Raw genomic sequence first — 19,278 nt, 5'->3', positions numbered from 1 at the left:
CCCTGGTTTCGAAAGAATAGCCGTTAAAAATATTGAAGTAGCGACATAGCAAAAGGCAGAGTCGGGACGATCCAGGGAGGTATTATGAGAACTAAACGAACGACGCGTCAGCTAAAGAGCGCTTGGATCGGTTATCGCGCTTCTGACGCCGATGGATTGGTATCCTCATTGCATGAGGAGCGAATCCAGGCAGAGAAGTTGCTACGTGAGGAGCGGGAGCTTTTCCACGCGGCGCTGGAGCGGAAGAAGCAGCGGGATACCGAGTTAAAGCAGCTGCTTACGGACGCGCTTGCGGAAGAGCGGCGCTGGATTGAAAGGGCGGGAATTCATGGGTGACAAGCTTAGGTGGCAGGTTGGAGGAGTTTCAATTCGCCAAACCAAGAGAAGAATAAAAGAAGAGCGTCAGCGAATCGAACAACTGCAACAACAGCTAGAGGCTCAGCGTGCAGAGCAGGCCCCGATACTGTACAAGCTTGATTTTCATATCGAAGAGTTGGAACGGCGACTTCAGGATACAGAACTTCGTATTCAGGCTTTACAGAATGCCAATGATACAGCAGCAGCTGTGGAACAATTGCTGGATGAAGGAATACAGGATGGACAGGTGCAGGAGGCGCAAGTCCAATATGCATCTGGGCAGGAACAAGCAGCGGCAGGAGCAGCTATAGGTCTTGCTTCCAGTATCCCTGGTGCAGAAGGCGGAGAGGCGGCAGCAGGAACGCAGACCGGACGAAACGGCAAGGCCCGTCTGGGAGATCAGCTGGTGGAGAACGGGATGATTACCCGGGATCAGCTGACAGATGCTATCCGCAACCAGAAGCGTTACGGTGGCAGACTGGGCGATATTCTTGTAGAGATGGGTTTCATTACAGCTGAGCAGCTACAAGAGCAAATTGACGGTGATGAGTCCAAGGAGAGACTGGGCGATATGCTGGTTCGTTCCGGCTATATTACACCGGAGCAGCTAGAGCGTGCGCTCGAGTTCCAGGCGAAGAGCGGCGGACTGCTCGGCGACATCTTGCTGTCATTGCAAATGCTGGAGCCAGCGGATTTGTACCGCGCGATTGCTACACAGAACCGAATCGGGCGTATTGGTGAGGAGTTGGCGCTGGATGCGGCGTACAAGCTACCCGAGCAAGTGGCCATGGCTTATGGCGTGGTCGTCATCCACCAATATATGAACCGCTATATTGTAGCGGTCAGTGATCCACTGCCAGAGGAGCGACGCTTGAAGCTGGAAGAAATTCTGGGTATGCCGGTAGAGCAGGTACTTGCAACGAAGGAAGAGATGGAGCAGCTCTGGGGTAAAATCTACGGTGAGGAAATGATGCAAGAGAGCACGACCGGGCTATTGGAAAAAGAACCGCATAATTCGGCGCGGACCACCTTTACCAAGGGACAGCTCTGGGTGTTTGCAGCTATGGGAATGATCACACTGCTTGGCCTCCTCTGGAACAGTTGGAAAACGGTGCTGATCATTAATATGATGATTCAGCTGTTTTATTTTGCTATGACGCTATTCAAATTTGGTATTATCTATCTCGGTTCCCGGCGTGGGGCGCAGCTTCGCTTCACGAAGGAAGAGGTAGACGCCATGGATGAAAAAAGACTGCCGATCTATACGATTCTTGTACCGATGTATAAGGAAGCGGGCGTGCTTCCGATGTTGTTACGGAATTTGGAACAGCTGGATTATCCAAAGTCCAAACTGGATGTACGGCTGTTGATTGAAGAGGACGACATTGAGACGATTGAGCTGCTGCGTGAAATGAAGCTGCCTGCCTATTACACGACACTGGTCGTGCCTGATGGCTTGCCGAAAACCAAGCCGAAGGCATGTAATTATGGACTTATTCGCGCCCGCGGCGAGTTTGTCGTCATTTACGATGCTGAGGATCGTCCCGATGCTGACCAACTTAAAAAAGTCATTGCAGCGTTTGATTCACTCCCTGAGAATTATGCGTGTATTCAAGCGAAGCTCAATTATTTTAACAGTACACAAAATTTGCTGACCCGCTGGTTCACACAAGAATACAGTATGTGGTTCGAATTGCTGCTGCCAGGAATTATGCAGTTAGATACCCCTATTCCGTTGGGCGGTACGTCCAATCATTTTCGGGTATCTGTATTGAAAGATATTAATGCGTGGGACCCCTATAATGTAACCGAGGATGCCGATCTGGGCATTCGTCTGTATAAAGGTGGTTACAAAACGGCCATTGTTGATTCCCGCACATGGGAGGAAGCGAACAGCCGCGTGGGCAACTGGATTCGTCAGCGTTCACGTTGGATCAAGGGATATATGCAGACATGGCTGGTTCATATGCGCAATCCGGTTAAGCTAGTGCGCGAAGTGGGCTGGAAGGGCTTTTTCGGTTTTCAGGTAATGATTCTGGCGACTCCGATGTTGCCGTTGCTGAACCCGATTTTTTGGGGCTTGCTTATTTTATGGTTTGGCTGGGAGTTGTCCTTTATTCCCAAGCTGTTCCCGGGTTATGTGTACTACCTAGCCAGCGCGGAATTTTATATCGGTAACTTTCTGTTCGTATTCAGTAATGTGGCTGGCATGTATTGGGTCATCGGTGAGCTGGAAGAGCGCGGTGAACGAACATTTTCATACGCGATGGTCAAATATGGGCTACTCTCACCGTTATATTGGGTACTTATGAGTATAGCTGCGATAAAAGCAGCTTGGCAGCTTATAACCAAGCCGTTCTATTGGGAGAAAACGACGCATGGTCTGACCGATATGCATGACTTGGATGATGCCCCGGCACAGTCCTCCTGAATATGAAGAAAGAAGGAGCAAGAATGGAGACAAAAAACCCTTTTTTATCCGTCGTCATTCCTATGTACAATGAAGGCTCACACCTCGAACGTTCTCTTAAGGTGATTGATGGGGTGCTGTCTGTTGTCACCTCACGTTATGAGCTCATTATTGTAGATGATGGTTCCAAAGATGATACATGGCTCAAGTTGTCCGAATTGTCCCGTCGTATGCCCTCTTTGCTCGCACTCCGGCTGAGTCGGAATTTTGGTAAGGAGCTGGCATTGTGCGCAGGTTTGGAAAATGCTTCTGGCGATGCGATCATTGTCATGGACGGTGATTTGCAGCATCCTCCTGAAATGATCGGGGAAATGGTGCGTTTGTGGCAGAACGAAGGTTATGATTTAGTTGAATGTGTGAAAGAATTTCGGGGAGAAGAGTCTGTAGGCAAAAAGCTCGGAGCTTCTTTGTTCTACGCGACTTTGAATCGCTTGACGGGCTTTAATCTCAAGGATGCCTCCGATTATAAGCTGCTGGATCGACGAGTGGTGGATGCCTGGATGGCGATGCCAGAGCGTATGCCGTTTTTTCGCGGGATGACCGCCTGGCTCGGTTTTCGTAAAACCCAGATTACATTCCGGGTGGCTCCACGAGAAGAGGGTCCAAGCCGCTGGAGTCCGTTAGGGCTGTTTCGATTGGCCGCGGAAGCGATCGTTTCTTTCTCGACGGTACCTTTGCGGGTAGTGAGTTTAATGGGTCTCATTTTCATGCTGATTTCGGTCGTGTTGGGGATTCAAACCTTAATGCACAAAATAACGGGTGACGCTGTGACCGGGTTTACCACTGTCATTTTACTGCTTTTGATTATCGGCAGTGTACTCATGCTGTCGATTGGAGTGGTAGGAGAATATATTGCCGCCATATATCACGAAGTCAAAGCCAGACCCCGTTATCTAATTGCAGACAAACGGGCGAATGCTGACCGATTGTGGGTGGATAGGGAGTTTAATCAACATGATCAGACGTTCGTATCTAAAGTATCCAATCATTAAATACGGTATTGTCGGACTGCTGGGTACAGGCATTCACGTCGGTGTGCTTGTGCTGCTAGTGGAGTTGTTTGCAATACCTGCAGTAACGGCTACTACCATAGGTTTTATCGTTACGCTGCTCGTTTCGTATGTGCTGAATCGTAACTGGACGTTCGAGCCTACCGGCGAAGGGAGCCGCACTCAGTTTCTTAAATATTTATTGGTCTGTACCTGCGGCTTGCTCCTGAATGCCGCTCTGATGTACGTAACCATTCACTGGATTGGTTGGTCATATCTGATCGGTGAAGTCTTAACTACCATCATCGTGCCAGTTCATAATTATATCTGGAACCGCTATTGGATCTTCTCCGTTCCGCAACAGCGTCAGAAAGAGGTTTCATGATCGTAAGGAAACATGGAAAGTTGTTGTCATTGTTTGCTTGTATTGCTGCTCTAGAATTAGCCGTGGGTGTTTATTTTGCATGGCATCTTGGCTATATGCATACCGATGCGCTCAGTCGAGTAGCTAATGCATTTTATGTACTCTATAGTCGTGACCCGCATTTGGGTGCTATTGGGTTTGTGTGGAATCCGCTACCGAGTTTGATGGAACTCATTGTGCTGTTGTTCTATCCTTTATTTCCCGCACTCGCTTCCCATGGGCTGGCAGCAGTGATTGTGAGCAGCCTGTTTGCTGGGGCGAGTGCAGCATTATTGTACGGGACGGGAAAAGAACTAGGGCTTCACGGTGCAACCAGTTTGCTGATTGCGCTGTTATTTTCACTGAATCCGTTTATGTTTCTGTTTGGCTTCAACGGCTTAAGTGACTCGCCATATATCTTTTTTATACTGCTGACAGTGAGTCGATTCTGTATGTGGCTTAAGGATCGCAAGGCGGCGAATTTGATCGTATCCGGTTTTGCGCTTGCATTGGCATTTTGGGTTCGCTACGAAGCAGTTCCCCTGGGGGTTGCGCTGGCTTTGGGCGTATTACTGACGATTTTTTCTCTGCATCGGTGGCGTACAAACAGAGAGAGCGTTAGAACGCAATTGTCTTTAAAAGAGCGCCTGTACAAGGTAGAAGCGACATGGCTTCTATTGTTGCTGCCGCTTGTCTTTTCCGGTTTGCTGTGGCTCTTTTTTAACTGGATTATCATGGGCGACCCGCTTTACTTTTTACGTTCGCAGTATTCCAATTCCACACAATCAGCGGCTTTGCTGGAGGATCAGCGCTTTGTGGAAATGTTTGCTCATCCTGTGCTGATGCTAAAGTTTGTCGGGCAACGAACCTTATGGTATGCGGCTCCGTTAATTGCCATTTTGCTTATACGCCTATTGGACAAACGTCTGTGGAGTTGGAGCACGTTAACGCTGCTGGCTATCTTTTTATCGGTACCCGGGCTTCAGCTTTTACTGATGCTTAAGCATTCTTCGTTTGGCTGGTTCCGATATTTTATGTATGTATTCCCAATTACGGTTGCTTGGCTGCCGTATGAGCTTAGTCTGTTGAAGGGGAAAATGCGGGGGATCGGAATCTCACTGGTAACGGCAGGAATGTTGGTAACAGTAGGCTTGTTATCCTACGCACTGACGAACCCCGCAATTGCGGCGGATGAGCATAGCTATCTGACGCATAGTGGCAATGAAAGCTATACTCGGCAAATTGTTGAACGGAAAATAGGGTCATGGCTGGATGAACATTATGGCTCATCTCTCATTTTGACTGATTCTTATACGGCCTATCCGATCATTTTGAGCAGTAAAATTCCGAAGAAGTTTATGATCACGAGTGATTATGATTTTGGAAAATCTTTAACGGATCTGCCTGCCTCCAAGGTGGATTATGTTTTGGTTACGCGCTTGGTAGAAGGGGTACCGCTGGATCAGGTGAACCGGAACTATCCTGATTTGTTTGAAAAGGGGGCGCCATGGGCCTCGTTGGTGCATGACTTTGACGGGGAGTGGCGATTGTACAAGATAGAGCATGAAGAACTGCAATAATTTTATTGTATGTTAGTGCATCGTAGCGGAGGAAAGGATACAGCTGTCGGGCGTAATTTCCCTACAGCTGCACCGCCGCAAGAAGTTTGAGGGGGAACGAGAGGAATGTCCTTTCGAAAAATGTCTGCAAGCAGATGGATGGCTATAGGTCTGTTTGTGTTTATACTTGCATTGGAGCTGTCTGCTGGCATCTATTTTAGCTATGTTCTGGGATATATGCACACAGACGCGCTCAGTCGCGTAGCTAACGCATTTTATGTGCTGTACAGCCGTGACCCGCATTTGGGCGCCATCGGATTTATCTGGAATCCACTACCCAGTCTTCTGGAAATGGTAATTCTATTGCTGTATCCAATCTTTCCGGCATTAGCCTCCTATGGATTGGCTGCTGTTATTCTGAGTGCTACCTTTTCTGCTTTGACCGCAATGTTGCTATATCGGGCAGGTGTCAGAACAGGGCTTAGCTCTAGGATGAGCTTGCTGTTGGCTTTGTTGTATGCACTGAATCCGTTTATTTTACTGTTTGGTGCCAACGGTCTGAGCGATTCGTTATACATATATTTTATTATGATGACAGTGATTGAATTTGCGCTGTGGCTCAAGGACCGCATGACGGCAAGTCTGATTGTTTCTGGATTAGCGCTTGCCATGGCGTTCTGGACTCGTTATGAAGCGGTGCCTCTAGGCGTGGCAATGGCTGTTGGCGTAGTCTTGGCGATCTTATTTCTTCATCGCAACTTGGGTAGACGCGAGCTGGCCCTGCGGGAAAAGCTGCATAAAGTCGAGGCAACCTGGTTACTTCTTTTGCTTCCTGTGGTCTTTTCCGGGCTGTTGTGGATTTTCTTTAACTATCTCATTATGGGGAATGCCTTTTATTTCCTGAATTCAGAGTATTCAAACACGGCCCAATCGGCAGAGTTGCTGAATGATGATAAATTTGTAGAGATTTTCTCCAATCCACTGGTAGCCTTGAAGTTTATTGCTTCCAAAACCATCTGGTACTCTGTACCATTGTTTGCTATTCTGTTCATCCGTCTGTTGAGTGGACGCTTATTCCGGTGGGGAACCCTGATTATTTTGTTATTGTTCCTGTCTGTGCCGGGCTTGCAATTTTTACTTATGATGAGACAATCCTCGTACGGGTGGTTTCGTTACTTTATGTATGTATTCCCAATTACCGTAGCCTGGTTGCCTTATGAGTTGAGTCAGCTTCAGGGACGATGGCGGAGGGCGGCCTTTGGTCTAGTGTCCGTCAGTCTGCTACTTACCGCTGGATTACTCTCCTATGCGTTGACTCGCCCGGATATTGCACCGGATGAGAATAGCTTTCTCACACGCACAGGGAATGTGAACTATGTGAGACAGGAATCAGATCGCAAGATTGCCGTTTGGCTGGATGAGCATCTGCCGAAGTCTACCATTATGACTGATTCAGCTTCAGCCTACACAATGATCGTCTACAGCCAATATTCCAAACGTTTTCTGATCACCAGTGATTATGCGTTCAATAAGGCATTAAGTTATCCGCAGGAGAATCATGTGGACTATATCCTTGTACCTAAGATTATGTCAGGCATGCCGCTGAGTAAGATCAATATGGTATATCCGAATTTATATGAACATGGTGCCCCATGGGTTCAACTTGAACGTGAGTTTAACGGCGAGTGGCGCCTGTATAAAGTACTGCCTAAGTCATTAACTAATGGATCTCTAACGACGGAGACAACGACTAATCCCTGATGGGTATAACAACAATCCCCGGAGCTTAATTCCTTCGCATGGTTCGATGAGAAAGGCTCCGGGGATTTTTTTGCCTGTTTTAGTGTCCTTTAAGCGGTAGCCACGCCAGTACGTCCTGGATTTTAGCGTCCCAATATCCCCATTCATGAGCTCCAGGACCTTCTTCGTAGGTCAGCGGAACTCCAAGAGAGGTGCATGTTTCACGAAAAGTCTGATTCCCCTTATATAAGAAATCCTCTGTACCGCAGCATTGATAGAGTTGGGGGAGTGAGGTCCCCGCAGTGGCATGACGTTGTAGCAGCTCCAGCAAGTCGTGATCTGTTCCGCGTATTTCATCTGGTCCAAAAATGTTAAGCCATTCCGCTGGACTCATAGCATTTTGCTTAGGATCGGTGCGTGATGCATGTAAATCCATGACCCCCGAAAGACTGGCAGCGGCTGCAAAGCGCTCTGGATGCTGAAGTGCCAGTTTGAAGGCGCCGTAACCACCCATAGAAAGCCCGGCTACAAAATTGTCTTCACGCTTGTCGGACAGAGGAAAAAATGAACGTGCCAAAGCTGGCAATTCTTCACTGATAAAAGTCCAATAAGCTGCTCCTTGCTCCATATTCGTATAGAAACTCCGATGTACCTGAGGCATGACGACCGCTAGGCCCATGGAGGCGACGTAGCGTTCAATAGAGGTTCGACGCAGCCAGGTTGAATCATCGTCTGACAGGCCATGCAATAAATACAGTGTCGGATGTGGCCCTATTCCTTGCTTGCCCTCCATTCCAATCTGTGATCGGGTTGTCTGCGGGAGAATAACATTCATGGATGTGCTCAGACCAAGAACTTCCGAATAAAACTGACATTGAATAAGAGCCATAAGAAAACCTCTTTTCCTAAGGGGATGTGACCTCATTGACCTTTTTCAGCATACAACTGATTATTCATCCAGTATACTGTGACCTGTCCAAATATACATATCCAAGTGAATGGCTAGGTATTAAGTCCTGTTTCTTTTTTATCCTACATTAGGAGGGGGTATGGTTATATGGGACGATTTTTTTAATTTAGGGGTTATTTGGGTTTGATTTCTGGTAAAGTGTTTAAAAAAGATTGATGAATCCAATCTGAGGGAGGAATTTATAGCATGGGGAAAAAGTTAAGAACCACAATTACAGGTGTACTGAGTACAGGTCTTATTCTTAGCGCATTCAGCGCAGCGGCAGCTGCTCCTCAAACTACAAGCGGCCATTGGGCGGGAGATCAGGTGCAACGCTGGTCAGCTACAGGGCAATTGGATGGGGCGGTAAAACCGGATGCGGCGATCACACGCGCAGAATTTATCGTTCTTCTGAACCGCAGCTTGGGAACGTTCACACAGGAACTTCCAGCAGTGACAGACGTAACATATGCAGGTGGTGTGAAAATCAACGGTAATGGAAGCAGAACGTTCACAGATGTTCCGGCATCCCACTGGGCATACAACGAACTGACAAGTGCCGTAAATGCAGGCTACATAAGCGGCTATGCAGATAACAAGCTCAAACCAAATGGTAAGGTAACACGTCAGGAAGCAGCTGCGATTATTGGCAAAGCTATTGGGCTGACTGCGGGTAACGCAGCAGATGTTACTAAATTCATTGACTCCGACAAAATCGGATCTTGGGCGAAGAAAAGTGTAGCGGCTGTTGCGGAGCAAAAAATCATCAACGGTTATCCGGATGGTAAATTCCAGCCACTGAAGCCGCTGACTCGTGCAGAGGCGGTTGCTATCCTGGATGCTGCATCCGGTTATAACCTGAGCCCTGTTGATAATCTGACGACGACTCCTGGTGGAACGGTAACGGATTCCACATACAGTAACGTGACAAATTCCACTTATGGTAATACGTCGACTACTTCTGGCAGTGAAACAGAAGATAGCAGCACAAGTACTAGCACAGATAGTACAACTACTACGGACAACTCTACAACAACAGAGACAAGCACAGAGACAACTACAAATACCGATACGACTACAGACACAGCTACTGACGCGGATGCTACTTCGAATGCACTGAAAGTCAACGATGTGTACGATGGTGAAGGTACAATTACAGGAACAGCAAAAGCGGGTTCCACAGTAACTGCCTATTCCAACGATCTGCCTATCGGCAGTGCAGTAGCCAAAGATGACGGCACATTTAGCATCAGTGTGCTTACTCAAAAAGCGACAGTTAGACTGGTGATCAAAGCTAAAGATACAGACGGCCATGAAAGTGAGCCTGTAGAAATCTCGGTTTTGAGTAAACGCAGCGAGTAATTTAGAAACAAAAAAACCCCCTTTCACTCTGTCTGGAACCAATCCAGCCAGTAGTGAAGGGGGATTTTTTCGTTTATTCGCTTATGCCATCTTCCACAATAGGTTTCTCCAGTTCGCGTGTTTGTGGCTCAGACGATGTGCTACCGCCATAACTAGCTATAATGCGCTGCTGCGCCCGGTACGTATCGCGGCTGATTCGGGTGCGCTCGACGGGTTTTCCATCTACCTTTTTTATTCGAAAGGTCTCTACCACATACCCTTCTTTCCCCTGCCGAATGACTTGATAGAAGCCTGAGGGGAGTGAGTCGTTACGTATTCTCTTTACGGGTATGGGGAGTACGCGAACGGTGTGAGATTCAAGCTCATACGAAATATTGGGTGGGAATGTACCAAAAATTTTGACGGTAAGCGTTCGATTTTGGACCGCGGCACGTAGGAGCAAATGTTTGCCGGTATTATTTCTAAAACGAAAATTAATGGATCCTGTAGCAAAGGTCGCATCCTGGCCTTTGGGCAGATAGCTGACTGGCAGGGAATGGTTGCGGCGTTCGACAATGTCCAAGCCGACTCGCAGCGCTGCATTATAGACCGTGCTGGATACCTGACAAATCCCACCGCCAATGCCGGACTCCAGCCGTCCGTTCACGATTACTGGAGCCTCACGAAAACCATGGGTGCGCTCAGCCTTGGCAATCACCTGGCCGTAGTCAAATATGTCACCTGGTTTGAGAATTAAACCATCAACGGTGCTTGCCGCCGAATTAACGTTATACACACGTCCTTCCGAGCTACTGCCGAGACTGGTGGAAAATTGGGTAATTTTACGCTCTATACCTTCGCTGCGCAGACTGTCGACCGTAATTTTCGGCTCCAACTGGTGGAACGGTAATTCCACTCGGATCGGCTCCTCGAAAGCCGTAAAATCCTTGGGGAGTGCCTGCTTCATTACGACGTCCAGTTTGGGCCAATCCAAGCGCCGGGCAGAGCGCCCCGGAATATAACGAACCTGATCGTTTGCATCAATCTGACGCACCGCATTGATAGGCATGCCGTATCGTTGTTCCTCCCAATCAGCTCCAAATTGGGATTTTAAGATCTTCTCTTGCTGGAAAGGTGTGATAGACCATTCCTTCTCGAAGCTAAAACGTGTCTGTACGCGAGTCCATAGATGCTTCGCGCTGAGTGCCTTTACCGCATTTCGGAATGCCTCCGCTTTATAACTGAACCCTGCTTCCCCGAGTGTTAGCTTTATATCCTGTGCACTGCTGTCACTGTCCGTGAAGAGCAGAGGGCGCTGCTTCAATGCATCCAGTTTTTTCTCCACCAGTCGAAGAGCGTCCGTTTTATCCATGCCGCCTACGTTGACTCCTCCGATCCGCACTCCCTCTGGTAGTGTTTGTCTATCGGCGTACAGATGAAGTCCTCCCCACAGCATAGCCAGCGCCAGAACACCAGACCATATCCAAATGACAGATAAATGAATTTTTTTCATAATGCAGATGTCTCCTGTCTGATAAGCTTGATAGCATTTCGTGTGCCATAATATTCATATATATGTGCCAAAAGCAGAAAACTTTCGGTACTATTTAGGTAACAAATTTGTTACAATGATAAACGGTATGATGAAATACAGAAGTTTTTAAAGGAAATGCATGGAATATGTCGAATGGATAATAGGTTATATGTAACATGATTAAGCAGCGGGAAGTGATCGAGTGATTGAAATGCAGGATGTGTGGAAGACCTATACGAACGGGACCCACGCACTTCAAGGAGTATCGGTCAGAATTGACCGTAATGAATTCGTATACGTAGTCGGCCCGTCTGGAGCGGGGAAATCGACTTTTATGAAGCTTATTTATAGAGAAGAAGTACCGACCAAGGGACAAATTTCAGTCAATGGTTTTAATATTGGGAAGCTCAAGCAGCGCAAAATTCCCTACGTTCGTCGTAACATCGGAGTCATTTTTCAGGATTTCCGGCTTTTGCCGCGTTTGACAGCCTATGAAAATGTGGCTTTTGCTATGGAAGTTATAGAGGCTCCCAAGAAGCTGATCCGCAAGCGGGTTCCAGAAGTGCTCGAATTGGTTGGCTTGAAAGAAAAAATGAATCGTGAGCCTGCCCAGCTTTCTGGTGGGGAGCAACAGCGTGTAGCGATTGCACGGGCCATCGTGAACAATCCCTCGGTCATCATTGCTGATGAACCGACGGGGAATCTGGACCCCGAAACATCGTGGGAGATCATGCAGCTGCTGGATGAAATTAATTTTCGGGGTACGACCATTGTGATGGCGACACACAATAAGGACATCGTGAACTCCATGCGTAAACGCGTCATTGCCATCGAAAATGGCAATATCGTAAGAGACCAGGTAAGAGGGGAGTACGGATATGACTTTTAATACCTTCTTGCGTCATATGCGGGAAGGTTTCAAAAACATATTCCGCAATGGCTGGATGTCCGTAGCATCCGTCACCTCAATTATTGTGTCACTGCTCATACTGGGCGTGTTTATTATGCTGGTGCTTAACGTCAACTCCTTGGCTGATCAAGCAGATAGTCAGGTGGAAGTTAACGTATTTCTGGAGCTCAATGTCGATCAGAGCATGCGTGAAACACTGCAAAAGGAAATCGCGGCAATGCCGGAGATCAGCAAAACGACCTTTGTGACGAAAGCTCAAGGTTTGGAGGAGCTTCGCAAAGATTTGGGAGACAGTGGCAAGGATCTGCTGGAGGGTTTTGACAAGGACAGCAATCCACTGCCAGACAAAATCGTGGTAGAGGTTATTGAACCAACGACGGTTCCATTTGTGGCCGAGAAGATTGAGAAGCTGAATACATTGCATCCCGAAAAACCGATCTTAAAGGTTCGTTACGGCAAAGGCACTGTAGAGACGCTCTTTACCATTACTAAGCTGATCCGCAATGTTGGTTTTATATTCGTCGCCGGACTGGCGATCATGTCTATGTTCTTGATCTCGAATACCATTCGAGTAACGATATTGGCACGACGCAGAGAAATCAGCATTATGAAGCTGGTCGGTGCGACCAACTTTTTCATACGATGGCCGTTTTTTATCGAAGGCGCGCTTATTGGTCTTATTGGTTCTCTTATTACTGTAGGTATTTTATTTACAGGCTATCAGCGTTTGCTGACAGCCGTTCAGGGAGATATCGCTCTCAATATGTTGAAGCTTATGCCGCTTGAAGGCATTTGGATTCAGCTGAGTGCATTGCTGGTTATTTTGGGGATGCTGGTCGGAATTATTGGCAGTACCCTGTCCATGCGCAAGTTCTTGAAAGTCTAAGAAGCATTTGGTGGAACGTCGTAGTCATTCAATAGAACGGGGAAGCCCGGTGTTATTTTGCGATAAAGGATGGGGAGTGCAAGTTGAAAAAAATAGGATCTGTGTTGGCTGCTACGTTGGTAGCTGCATTGCTAATCCAGCCTTCTGACGGATATGCCAAAAGCGTGAGTGAGATCAATTCGCAACTGAACCAATTAGAAAAGCAAGCCAAATCTGCCAAGCAACAGCAGCAAAAGGCTGCTCAAGATAAACAGTATGCTCAACATTACAAAAATAAAACCGTACAAAACCTGAAAACGGTACTTGCTCAAATTAACAGCGTCAGTGATCAGCTGACTCGTGTAGCGGTTCAGATCGATCAAACGGAAGATAATCTGCGTGCGACTAAAAAAGATTTGGCCGAAGCAATTGATCGCATTAATTCGCGGGAAAAAATGCTGGAAACTCGTGTGCGTCTCATGTATACGGATGGAACGGTCTCCTATATGGACGTGCTTATGTCTTCGACCAGCTTTAGTGATTTTCTCAGTCGGGTAGATTCCCTGAAAACGATCGTGGAGCAGGACCAAATTCTGTTGGACGAGCATAAAAAGGACAAGGCTCTGGTCGTTAGCAAGAAAAAGCAGCTTGATACGGAATATAAAAATGCCAAGAAGCTGTATGCGCTCAAGCAGGACGCCAAAGCTCAATTGAATTCGAAGGAAAAAGAGAAGCAAAGACTGATTGCCAACTACGATCATGATATTGCTGAATCGGATGAAATTAGTGAAGAGCAAAACGATATGCTGGTAGCCCTCGCGAACAAACGTGTGGCGCTGGTGCAGGAGAAGAACAAGCTCAGAGCGGAGCAGGCTGCCAAAGCAGCACGCGCTAGAGCAGCTGCACGTGCTGCTGCAGCCAAGCGAATTGCGTCTTCATCCTCAGGCGCAGCCTCGAATTCCAGCCATACGGCAGCCAGTACGTATACGGGCGGATCCGGTACTTTGGCTACGCCTGTAGCCCATTACCGACTCTCATCTACTTTTGGCATGCGGGTACATCCGATAACCGGCAAGCTTAAAGGCCATACAGGTATTGATCTGGCGGCTCCGCAGGGAACCGACATTCATGCAGCCGAGGACGGTGTTGTCATTGTTGCTGAATGGTGGAGCGGATATGGGAACACGGTTGTCATTGACCACGGAGACGGACTATGGACCCTATACGGACATATTCGCAACGGCGGTACGGTGGTTCATACGGGGCAAACCGTGAAACGCGGTCAAAAAATTGCGGAAGTGGGTTCGACGGGGAATTCCACAGGACCTCACTGTCATTTCGAAGTGCGCGAGAATAACAAACCTGTAAATCCGATGAACTATTTATAATAGATAAGGTAAGCCCTATTTGTAACCAATCCGGTTGTAGATAGGGTTTTGCTTTAATGGTTCATATCCAATGAAGAACATGTGCATTGAAACACGGAGTAGGATACAATTAACATATTCCGTACAAGCTAAACGTATACTTCGTGAATGGATGCGTTGTGAGGAAATAGGATACAAGATAAAGAGAAGGCGGTGGACGATTAGATGTTGAAGAAAAGTACAGCGGTACTCTTGATGGTGATCGGGCTGCTTGGCGGCAGTCTGCTCACTTTTGCTTATACTGGAACAACCACAGTAGGGAATAGCGCTCTGGGCGAAGGACTGCTGGCGAGTGTAACGGGGAGTAGTTCCTCCTCCAGAAGTGATATCCGCAAAATTGAGACAGCGATGGACCTAATCCAGGGACAATATTATCAGGATGTGGATCACACCAAGCTAGTGGATGGCGCCATCAATGGAATGATGGAGTCGCTTGGCGATCCGTATTCCTCTTATATGGGTAAAGAAACTGCACAACAGTTCGAGCAATCCATAGAAGGCTCTTTTACCGGGATTGGAGCCGAAGTAGCGGCTGAAAATGGGAAAGTAGTCGTAGTCACACCAATTAAAGGCTCTCCGGCTGAAAAGGCGGGTCTACGCGCTAAGGATATTATATTGTCTGTTAACGGTGAAACACTGGACGGATTGGATCTGAACAAGGCCGTTTCCAAAATTCGTGGACCAAAGGGCAGTCAGGCAAAAGTCAAAATTCAGCGTAACGGTTCTCCTGATCCACTCGAATACACGATTACCCGTGACAACATTGATATGGAAACTGTAACGGCTCATATGGAAAGTGATGGAGTAGGCGTCATTACGATCACCCAGTTCTCCTTAAATACGGCAGAACGTTTCAAGGAAGAGTTAGCCAAGCTGGAAAAACAAGGGCTTAAGGGACTCGTTATTGACGTGCGTAATAACCCAGGTGGGGTACTTTCTGTTGTCATTGATATTGCACAGCAATTTGTACCTTCCGGTAAAACGATTGTACAAGTGGAAGACAAAAATCAGAAGCGTGAGGAAGAGAAGTCCAAAGGTTCACGCAAAAATTATCCGGTGACTTTGCTCATGAATAAAGGTAGCGCAAGTGCGTCCGAAATTCTGGCAGGTGCTCTCCAGCAATCCGCTGGCGCAGTGTTGATCGGAGAAAACTCCTTTGGTAAAGGTACTGTACAAACCAGCTATGACAAGCAAATGGGTGACGGTAGCCTGCTCAAAATCACGATTGCCAAATGGCTAACGCCAAATGGAACATGGATTCATAAAAAAGGGATTAAGCCGGACATCGCGGTGGACCAGCCTGAATACTTTACGGCAGCACCGCTGAACAAGGAAAAGTCCTTGAAATACAATATGAATAGCAGCGATGTGAAAAATGCACAAATCATTCTGCAAGGCTTGGGCTACAAACCAGGTCGCGAGGACGGCTATTTTGACAAAGTGACTGAAAGCTCTGTTATGGCTTTCCAAAAAGAGGCGAAACTGACGGCTAACGGCATCATTGATGCGAAGACAGCATCAGCGATGGAAGCCAAGCTGATTGAAAAAATTCGTGATCCGAAAAATGATAATCAACTCAAGCAGGGGATTGAAGAGATTCGGAAGGAAATGAAGACAGGCGTAGCGAAATAATAGTGAGGCTACAACAAGGGGGCTGGAAACAGCCTCCTTTTTTATTGGGATTTATTTGCAGTCCGTCGGTTTGTCTTCCCTACATTGGCAATTTCATATAAAATAAATGGATATGAAATGTACGTGCTCCGCTATACAGCGGACCAGGGGCATAAGGAGTGTGAATGGACTTGGAATGGGCATTACAATGGGGATGGAGCGTCTTGAATGCTTGCTTGTACCTGCTTTTGCAGCCGTTTTATTATATCTCGATACTCATTGTCGCGCTTGGCTATCGTCGGCAAATGCTACTGGAGCGCAAGCTATTTCATACTAGAATGCATAGCTGGGCTGCAGAGACCTGGCGTGTCGTATGGAGTGGCTTGCTTGCCGGGATGGCACTATCCGTTCTAGGAATGTTCATCAGCGTGCATCTGAACCCGACTTCCATCGTGTGCCTGTGGATAGCCACATTACTGCTCATGCTGGTACGCGTCCGTTACCTGTGTCTTGCTTATTCGGTTGGTCTGCTAGGTGTAGTTCAATTTTTTCTGAACATAGCGAGTGGCTGGCAGCCTGGGGGAGTGCTCGGGACATCGGTAGCAGCTATCCGTGGATTGGATATTCCAGCACTCTTAGTGTTGGTTGCTGTACTGCATGTGGCTGAAGCGCTGTTGGTTCGCTGGCAAGGAGGAAAGGCAGCTACTCCGCTGTTCGTCGAGGGCAAACGGGGGAGATTGGTTGGTGGCTATCGTATGGAGGATCTCTGGCCCATTCCGTTGCTATTACTGGTACCCGCTCAGGGAGGATTCATGCTTCCCTGGACACCTTTGTTCGGCGGCGATGCCGGAACAGGGTATATGCTAGCAGCTCTGCCAGTCCTGATGGGCTTTAGCAGTGTGACGCTCGGCCAGCTACCCCGACAGAAGGCAGTACTTACTTCGAACCGATTGCTTCTGTACAGTGTGGCTTTGCTTCTGCTAAGCCTGTTGGCGGCCTGGTGGAGTCCGCTAATCTTGCTGGCAGCGTTATTCTCCTTCTTGGCCCATGAAGCGCTGATTTGGTACGGAAATATAGAGGAAAGCCGTCTTAGTCCGATGTTTGTACATCCCGAGCAAGGGATGCGTGTTCTCGCTGTGCTGCCAGATAGTCCGGCGACAGCTATGGGCATACTGCCGGGTGAGGCCATATACCGTGTGAATGGCATGGTTGTGAACAGCCGTGCCGAGCTGCATCAGGCCTTGCGGATCAACTCTGCTTTTTGTAAGCTGGAGGTACGCAATCTGCAAGGGGAGAGCAAGTTTGTACAGCGAGGCATGTACGATGGCGATCATCATCAGTTAGGGGTCGTGCTTGCACCGGATGCAGACGCAGGCTGGGCCGTATCCATACAGCCGGCCTCCATCTACCGAATTGTGGCCATGCACATAGGTGCACGACGACGCAAAGCGGGACAAGCATCCAAGGCAGAGGGTACGCATTTGGACACCATGGACCAATAGATATTACAACAAGAGGGTGGTCATTATTTGATTAGAATCGAATAAGGCTACCCTCTTTTGTATATGGCGACAGCAGCCTGCTTGAAATGAATATTCTCATCGGTATACAATGAATAATGTAATGGGAAACATTGATGAACCGAATGCCTATCATGTGTGTCAAGCAGGGAGAGGAAAAGATGAACGCGATTCACTTTATTCGAGAGTACATCAGGCACCCACGCAGCGTAGGCGCTGTAATACCCAGTTCAAGACAGCTGGCCAAGCAAATAGCGACACCGATTTACTTTGACAAAGCCTCGTGCATTATTGAATATGGGGCAGGGACCGGTGTGTTTACGCAGGAGCTGATTTTGAACAAACGTCCAGATACACTACTGTTAGTGATTGAGGCAAATGAATCGTTTTATAAAAAATTACAAAGCAAATATGGTCACCTGGAGAGGGTACACATCATTCATGGATCAGCCGAGCATGTAGCGCGGTATATGGAACAGTACCAAGTCTCGAAGGTGGATTATATCGTATCGGGGCTTCCTTTCACCAGCTTACCCGCCGCGTTATCCAGCCTCATTTTGGGACAAACGGCCGAGGTGTTAGGCCAAGAAGGCAAGTTTATTACGTTCCAGTATAGCAAAGTTAAGCACAATTTCTTCCGTACTTTCTTTGCAGATATCCAGATTAAAAAGGTGAATTATAATGTGCCGCCAGCCTATGTGTTTACTTGCAGCCTGTGACCCTTCAGCTATGTAGGAGATTAGAATAAATACGAATATCCATATACGGATGATTATGAGAAGATTGGGTCAGCATCATTAAGATGTTGAAACGGTCTTTTTTGTTGTCCACTTTTATGGAAATATAAGATAAGGGATATGTTAAATGGCAAAATTCATTTAAGGAATCATATTTTAAAATGGGGCTTAACCTATATATTACATAAGTTGGAACCTGTTAGACTTTTGTAGGATTCATAATAAATCTGAACTTTTGTTAAAGGAGATTTATATATGGTAAAACCGCTGATGTTCATGCGCTGGTGTGAGTATTATGGGTTAAGCGACCGTGAGACAGATTTTGTATCCTTTTTTATGATGAATTTTTCGGCTGCACGATCAGGCAATCAACCCAAAATTAAGGATCAATTTGTTGAGATTCAAAAAAAAGCCTTTCCAGAATACCCCTTTGATATTAGCCCGGAAGAACTGGATTATAACAAATTTGAAGAACTGATGAAACGAGTGTTGAACATTCATTTTGACACAGCCGAACTGCTGTATTCCTTCTATCTCCAAAAGCTGTGTGCACCTTTAGCAGAATACATTTTATCTACTGGAGATGCTGAGCCAGCACGGATCTACTATGAGCTTATTCAAAAGGACAAAGTACGGTAGAGATAAAAAAGCCCCTTGCTAAGGGGCTTTTTTATATTCAGGCTATAAAGTTATTTAATAAGTTAACTCTAGTCAATGTTCTGCTATATAACCATTTGGAATAATCTAAGAATATGGACATTACGTCCCATAAATGGTTCGATATGAAGATTTGATCGGTAAAACGTATAGCAAAGCTGTATTACAACATTTGAAGATCCGAGCAATTCTGAATTTCGGACGGAGAG

General features: G+C 47.1%; 16 protein-coding genes. 14 read left to right on the top strand and 2 right to left on the bottom strand.

The genetic code is table 11. From position 1 onward, the window contains the following. Nucleotides 1–84: 84 nt before the first annotated feature. From ACUC6J_RS22240 to ACUC6J_RS22215, 6 genes are all read left to right on the top strand, one after another. Nucleotides 85–336 (top strand): hypothetical protein, encoded by a 252-nt coding sequence (locus ACUC6J_RS22240; protein WP_447249429.1) that lies wholly within the window; start codon nt 85–87, stop codon nt 334–336. Beyond that, entirely contained in the window at nt 329–2,788 is a 2,460-nt protein-coding gene (locus ACUC6J_RS22235; RefSeq protein ID WP_290409827.1) for a glycosyltransferase family 2 protein, read from the top strand. The genes ACUC6J_RS22240 and ACUC6J_RS22235 overlap by 8 nt, the downstream gene beginning before the upstream one ends. A 23-nt stretch (nt 2,789–2,811) precedes the next feature. Continuing rightward, nucleotides 2,812–3,819 (top strand): glycosyltransferase family 2 protein, encoded by a 1,008-nt coding sequence (locus ACUC6J_RS22230; RefSeq protein WP_017427078.1) that lies wholly within the window; start codon nt 2,812–2,814, stop codon nt 3,817–3,819. Then, on the top strand, nt 3,782–4,201 hold the full coding sequence (locus tag ACUC6J_RS22225) for a GtrA family protein (RefSeq protein WP_013373353.1): 420 nt from the start codon (nt 3,782–3,784) through the stop codon (nt 4,199–4,201). The genes ACUC6J_RS22230 and ACUC6J_RS22225 overlap by 38 nt, the downstream gene beginning before the upstream one ends. After that, nucleotides 4,198–5,799: an ArnT family glycosyltransferase gene (locus tag ACUC6J_RS22220; RefSeq protein ID WP_058830182.1), complete on the top strand. Its 1,602-nt coding sequence runs from the start codon at nt 4,198–4,200 to the stop codon at nt 5,797–5,799. Before ACUC6J_RS22225 ends, ACUC6J_RS22220 begins: the two co-directional genes overlap by 4 nt. 105 nt (nt 5,800–5,904) lie before the next feature. After that, nucleotides 5,905–7,539, top strand: a complete 1,635-nt coding sequence (locus ACUC6J_RS22215; RefSeq protein WP_447249428.1) for a glycosyltransferase family 39 protein — start codon at nt 5,905–5,907, stop codon at nt 7,537–7,539. A 79-nt stretch (nt 7,540–7,618) separates the two neighbouring features. Here the strand turns inward: ACUC6J_RS22215 and ACUC6J_RS22210 are convergent, their stop codons facing one another. Further along, nucleotides 7,619–8,407: an alpha/beta hydrolase gene (locus tag ACUC6J_RS22210; RefSeq protein ID WP_165079722.1), complete on the bottom strand. Its 789-nt coding sequence runs from the start codon at nt 8,405–8,407 to the stop codon at nt 7,619–7,621. Nucleotides 8,408–8,674: 267 nt separating this feature from the next. Between ACUC6J_RS22210 and ACUC6J_RS22205 the strand changes: the two genes are divergently transcribed. After that, on the top strand, nt 8,675–9,829 hold the full coding sequence (locus tag ACUC6J_RS22205; RefSeq protein ID WP_025365962.1) for an S-layer homology domain-containing protein: 1,155 nt from the start codon (nt 8,675–8,677) through the stop codon (nt 9,827–9,829). A gap of 73 nt (nt 9,830–9,902) precedes the next feature. Here the strand turns inward: ACUC6J_RS22205 and ACUC6J_RS22200 are convergent, their stop codons facing one another. Beyond that, nucleotides 9,903–11,321 carry a VanW family protein gene (locus ACUC6J_RS22200; protein ID WP_025365961.1) on the bottom strand — a complete coding sequence of 473 codons (1,419 nt, stop codon included), beginning with the start codon at nt 11,319–11,321 and terminating at the stop codon, nt 9,903–9,905. 223 nt (nt 11,322–11,544) lie between these two features. Between ACUC6J_RS22200 and ftsE the strand changes: the two genes are divergently transcribed. From ftsE to ACUC6J_RS22165, 7 genes are all read left to right on the top strand, one after another. After that, on the top strand, nt 11,545–12,231 hold the full coding sequence (gene ftsE, locus ACUC6J_RS22195) for a cell division ATP-binding protein FtsE (RefSeq protein ID WP_007432660.1): 687 nt from the start codon (nt 11,545–11,547) through the stop codon (nt 12,229–12,231). Next, a complete protein-coding gene (gene ftsX / locus ACUC6J_RS22190) occupies nt 12,221–13,138 on the top strand; it encodes a permease-like cell division protein FtsX (RefSeq protein ID WP_016822951.1) in 918 nt (305 codons plus the stop codon). The genes ftsE and ftsX overlap by 11 nt, the downstream gene beginning before the upstream one ends. An 83-nt stretch (nt 13,139–13,221) precedes the next feature. Further along, nucleotides 13,222–14,505: a murein hydrolase activator EnvC family protein gene (locus ACUC6J_RS22185; protein ID WP_016822952.1), complete on the top strand. Its 1,284-nt coding sequence runs from the start codon at nt 13,222–13,224 to the stop codon at nt 14,503–14,505. Between the two features lie 204 nt (nt 14,506–14,709). Continuing rightward, the gene (locus ACUC6J_RS22180; protein WP_447249427.1) at nt 14,710–16,176 is read left to right on the top strand and encodes a S41 family peptidase; all 1,467 of its coding nucleotides are present in this window, start codon (nt 14,710–14,712) and stop codon (nt 16,174–16,176) included. Between the two features lie 164 nt (nt 16,177–16,340). After that, complete coding sequence (locus ACUC6J_RS22175) at nt 16,341–17,657, top strand: PDZ domain-containing protein (RefSeq protein ID WP_017427073.1); 1,317 nt, start codon at nt 16,341–16,343, stop codon at nt 17,655–17,657. Between the two features lie 179 nt (nt 17,658–17,836). Continuing rightward, on the top strand, nt 17,837–18,394 hold the full coding sequence (locus tag ACUC6J_RS22170) for a class I SAM-dependent methyltransferase (RefSeq protein ID WP_016822955.1): 558 nt from the start codon (nt 17,837–17,839) through the stop codon (nt 18,392–18,394). A gap of 273 nt (nt 18,395–18,667) precedes the next feature. Beyond that, nucleotides 18,668–19,051, top strand: coding sequence for a hypothetical protein (locus tag ACUC6J_RS22165; protein WP_447249426.1), 384 nt, complete (start codon nt 18,668–18,670; stop codon nt 19,049–19,051). The last annotated feature ends 227 nt before the right edge of the window (nt 19,052–19,278 follow it).

It is taken from the genome of Paenibacillus sp. JJ1683 (assembly GCF_053006485.1).
This window is presented reverse-complemented; position numbering and strand designations above follow the sequence as displayed.

Coding starts and splice junctions, on each gene's coding strand:
- ACUC6J_RS22240 (WP_447249429.1), top strand. CDS start 85: ATGAGAACTAAACGAACGACGCGTCAGCTAAAGAGCGCTTGGATCGGT.
- ACUC6J_RS22235 (WP_290409827.1), top strand. CDS start 329: ATGGGTGACAAGCTTAGGTGGCAGGTTGGAGGAGTTTCAATTCGCCAA.
- ACUC6J_RS22230 (WP_017427078.1), top strand. CDS start 2,812: ATGGAGACAAAAAACCCTTTTTTATCCGTCGTCATTCCTATGTACAAT.
- ACUC6J_RS22225 (WP_013373353.1), top strand. CDS start 3,782: ATGATCAGACGTTCGTATCTAAAGTATCCAATCATTAAATACGGTATT.
- ACUC6J_RS22220 (WP_058830182.1), top strand. CDS start 4,198: ATGATCGTAAGGAAACATGGAAAGTTGTTGTCATTGTTTGCTTGTATT.
- ACUC6J_RS22215 (WP_447249428.1), top strand. CDS start 5,905: ATGTCCTTTCGAAAAATGTCTGCAAGCAGATGGATGGCTATAGGTCTG.
- ACUC6J_RS22210 (WP_165079722.1), bottom strand. CDS start 8,407: ATGGCTCTTATTCAATGTCAGTTTTATTCGGAAGTTCTTGGTCTGAGC.
- ACUC6J_RS22205 (WP_025365962.1), top strand. CDS start 8,675: ATGGGGAAAAAGTTAAGAACCACAATTACAGGTGTACTGAGTACAGGT.
- ACUC6J_RS22200 (WP_025365961.1), bottom strand. CDS start 11,321: ATGAAAAAAATTCATTTATCTGTCATTTGGATATGGTCTGGTGTTCTG.
- ftsX (WP_016822951.1), top strand. CDS start 12,221: ATGACTTTTAATACCTTCTTGCGTCATATGCGGGAAGGTTTCAAAAAC.
- ACUC6J_RS22180 (WP_447249427.1), top strand. CDS start 14,710: ATGTTGAAGAAAAGTACAGCGGTACTCTTGATGGTGATCGGGCTGCTT.
- ACUC6J_RS22175 (WP_017427073.1), top strand. CDS start 16,341: ATGGACTTGGAATGGGCATTACAATGGGGATGGAGCGTCTTGAATGCT.
- ACUC6J_RS22170 (WP_016822955.1), top strand. CDS start 17,837: ATGAACGCGATTCACTTTATTCGAGAGTACATCAGGCACCCACGCAGC.
- ACUC6J_RS22165 (WP_447249426.1), top strand. CDS start 18,668: ATGGTAAAACCGCTGATGTTCATGCGCTGGTGTGAGTATTATGGGTTA.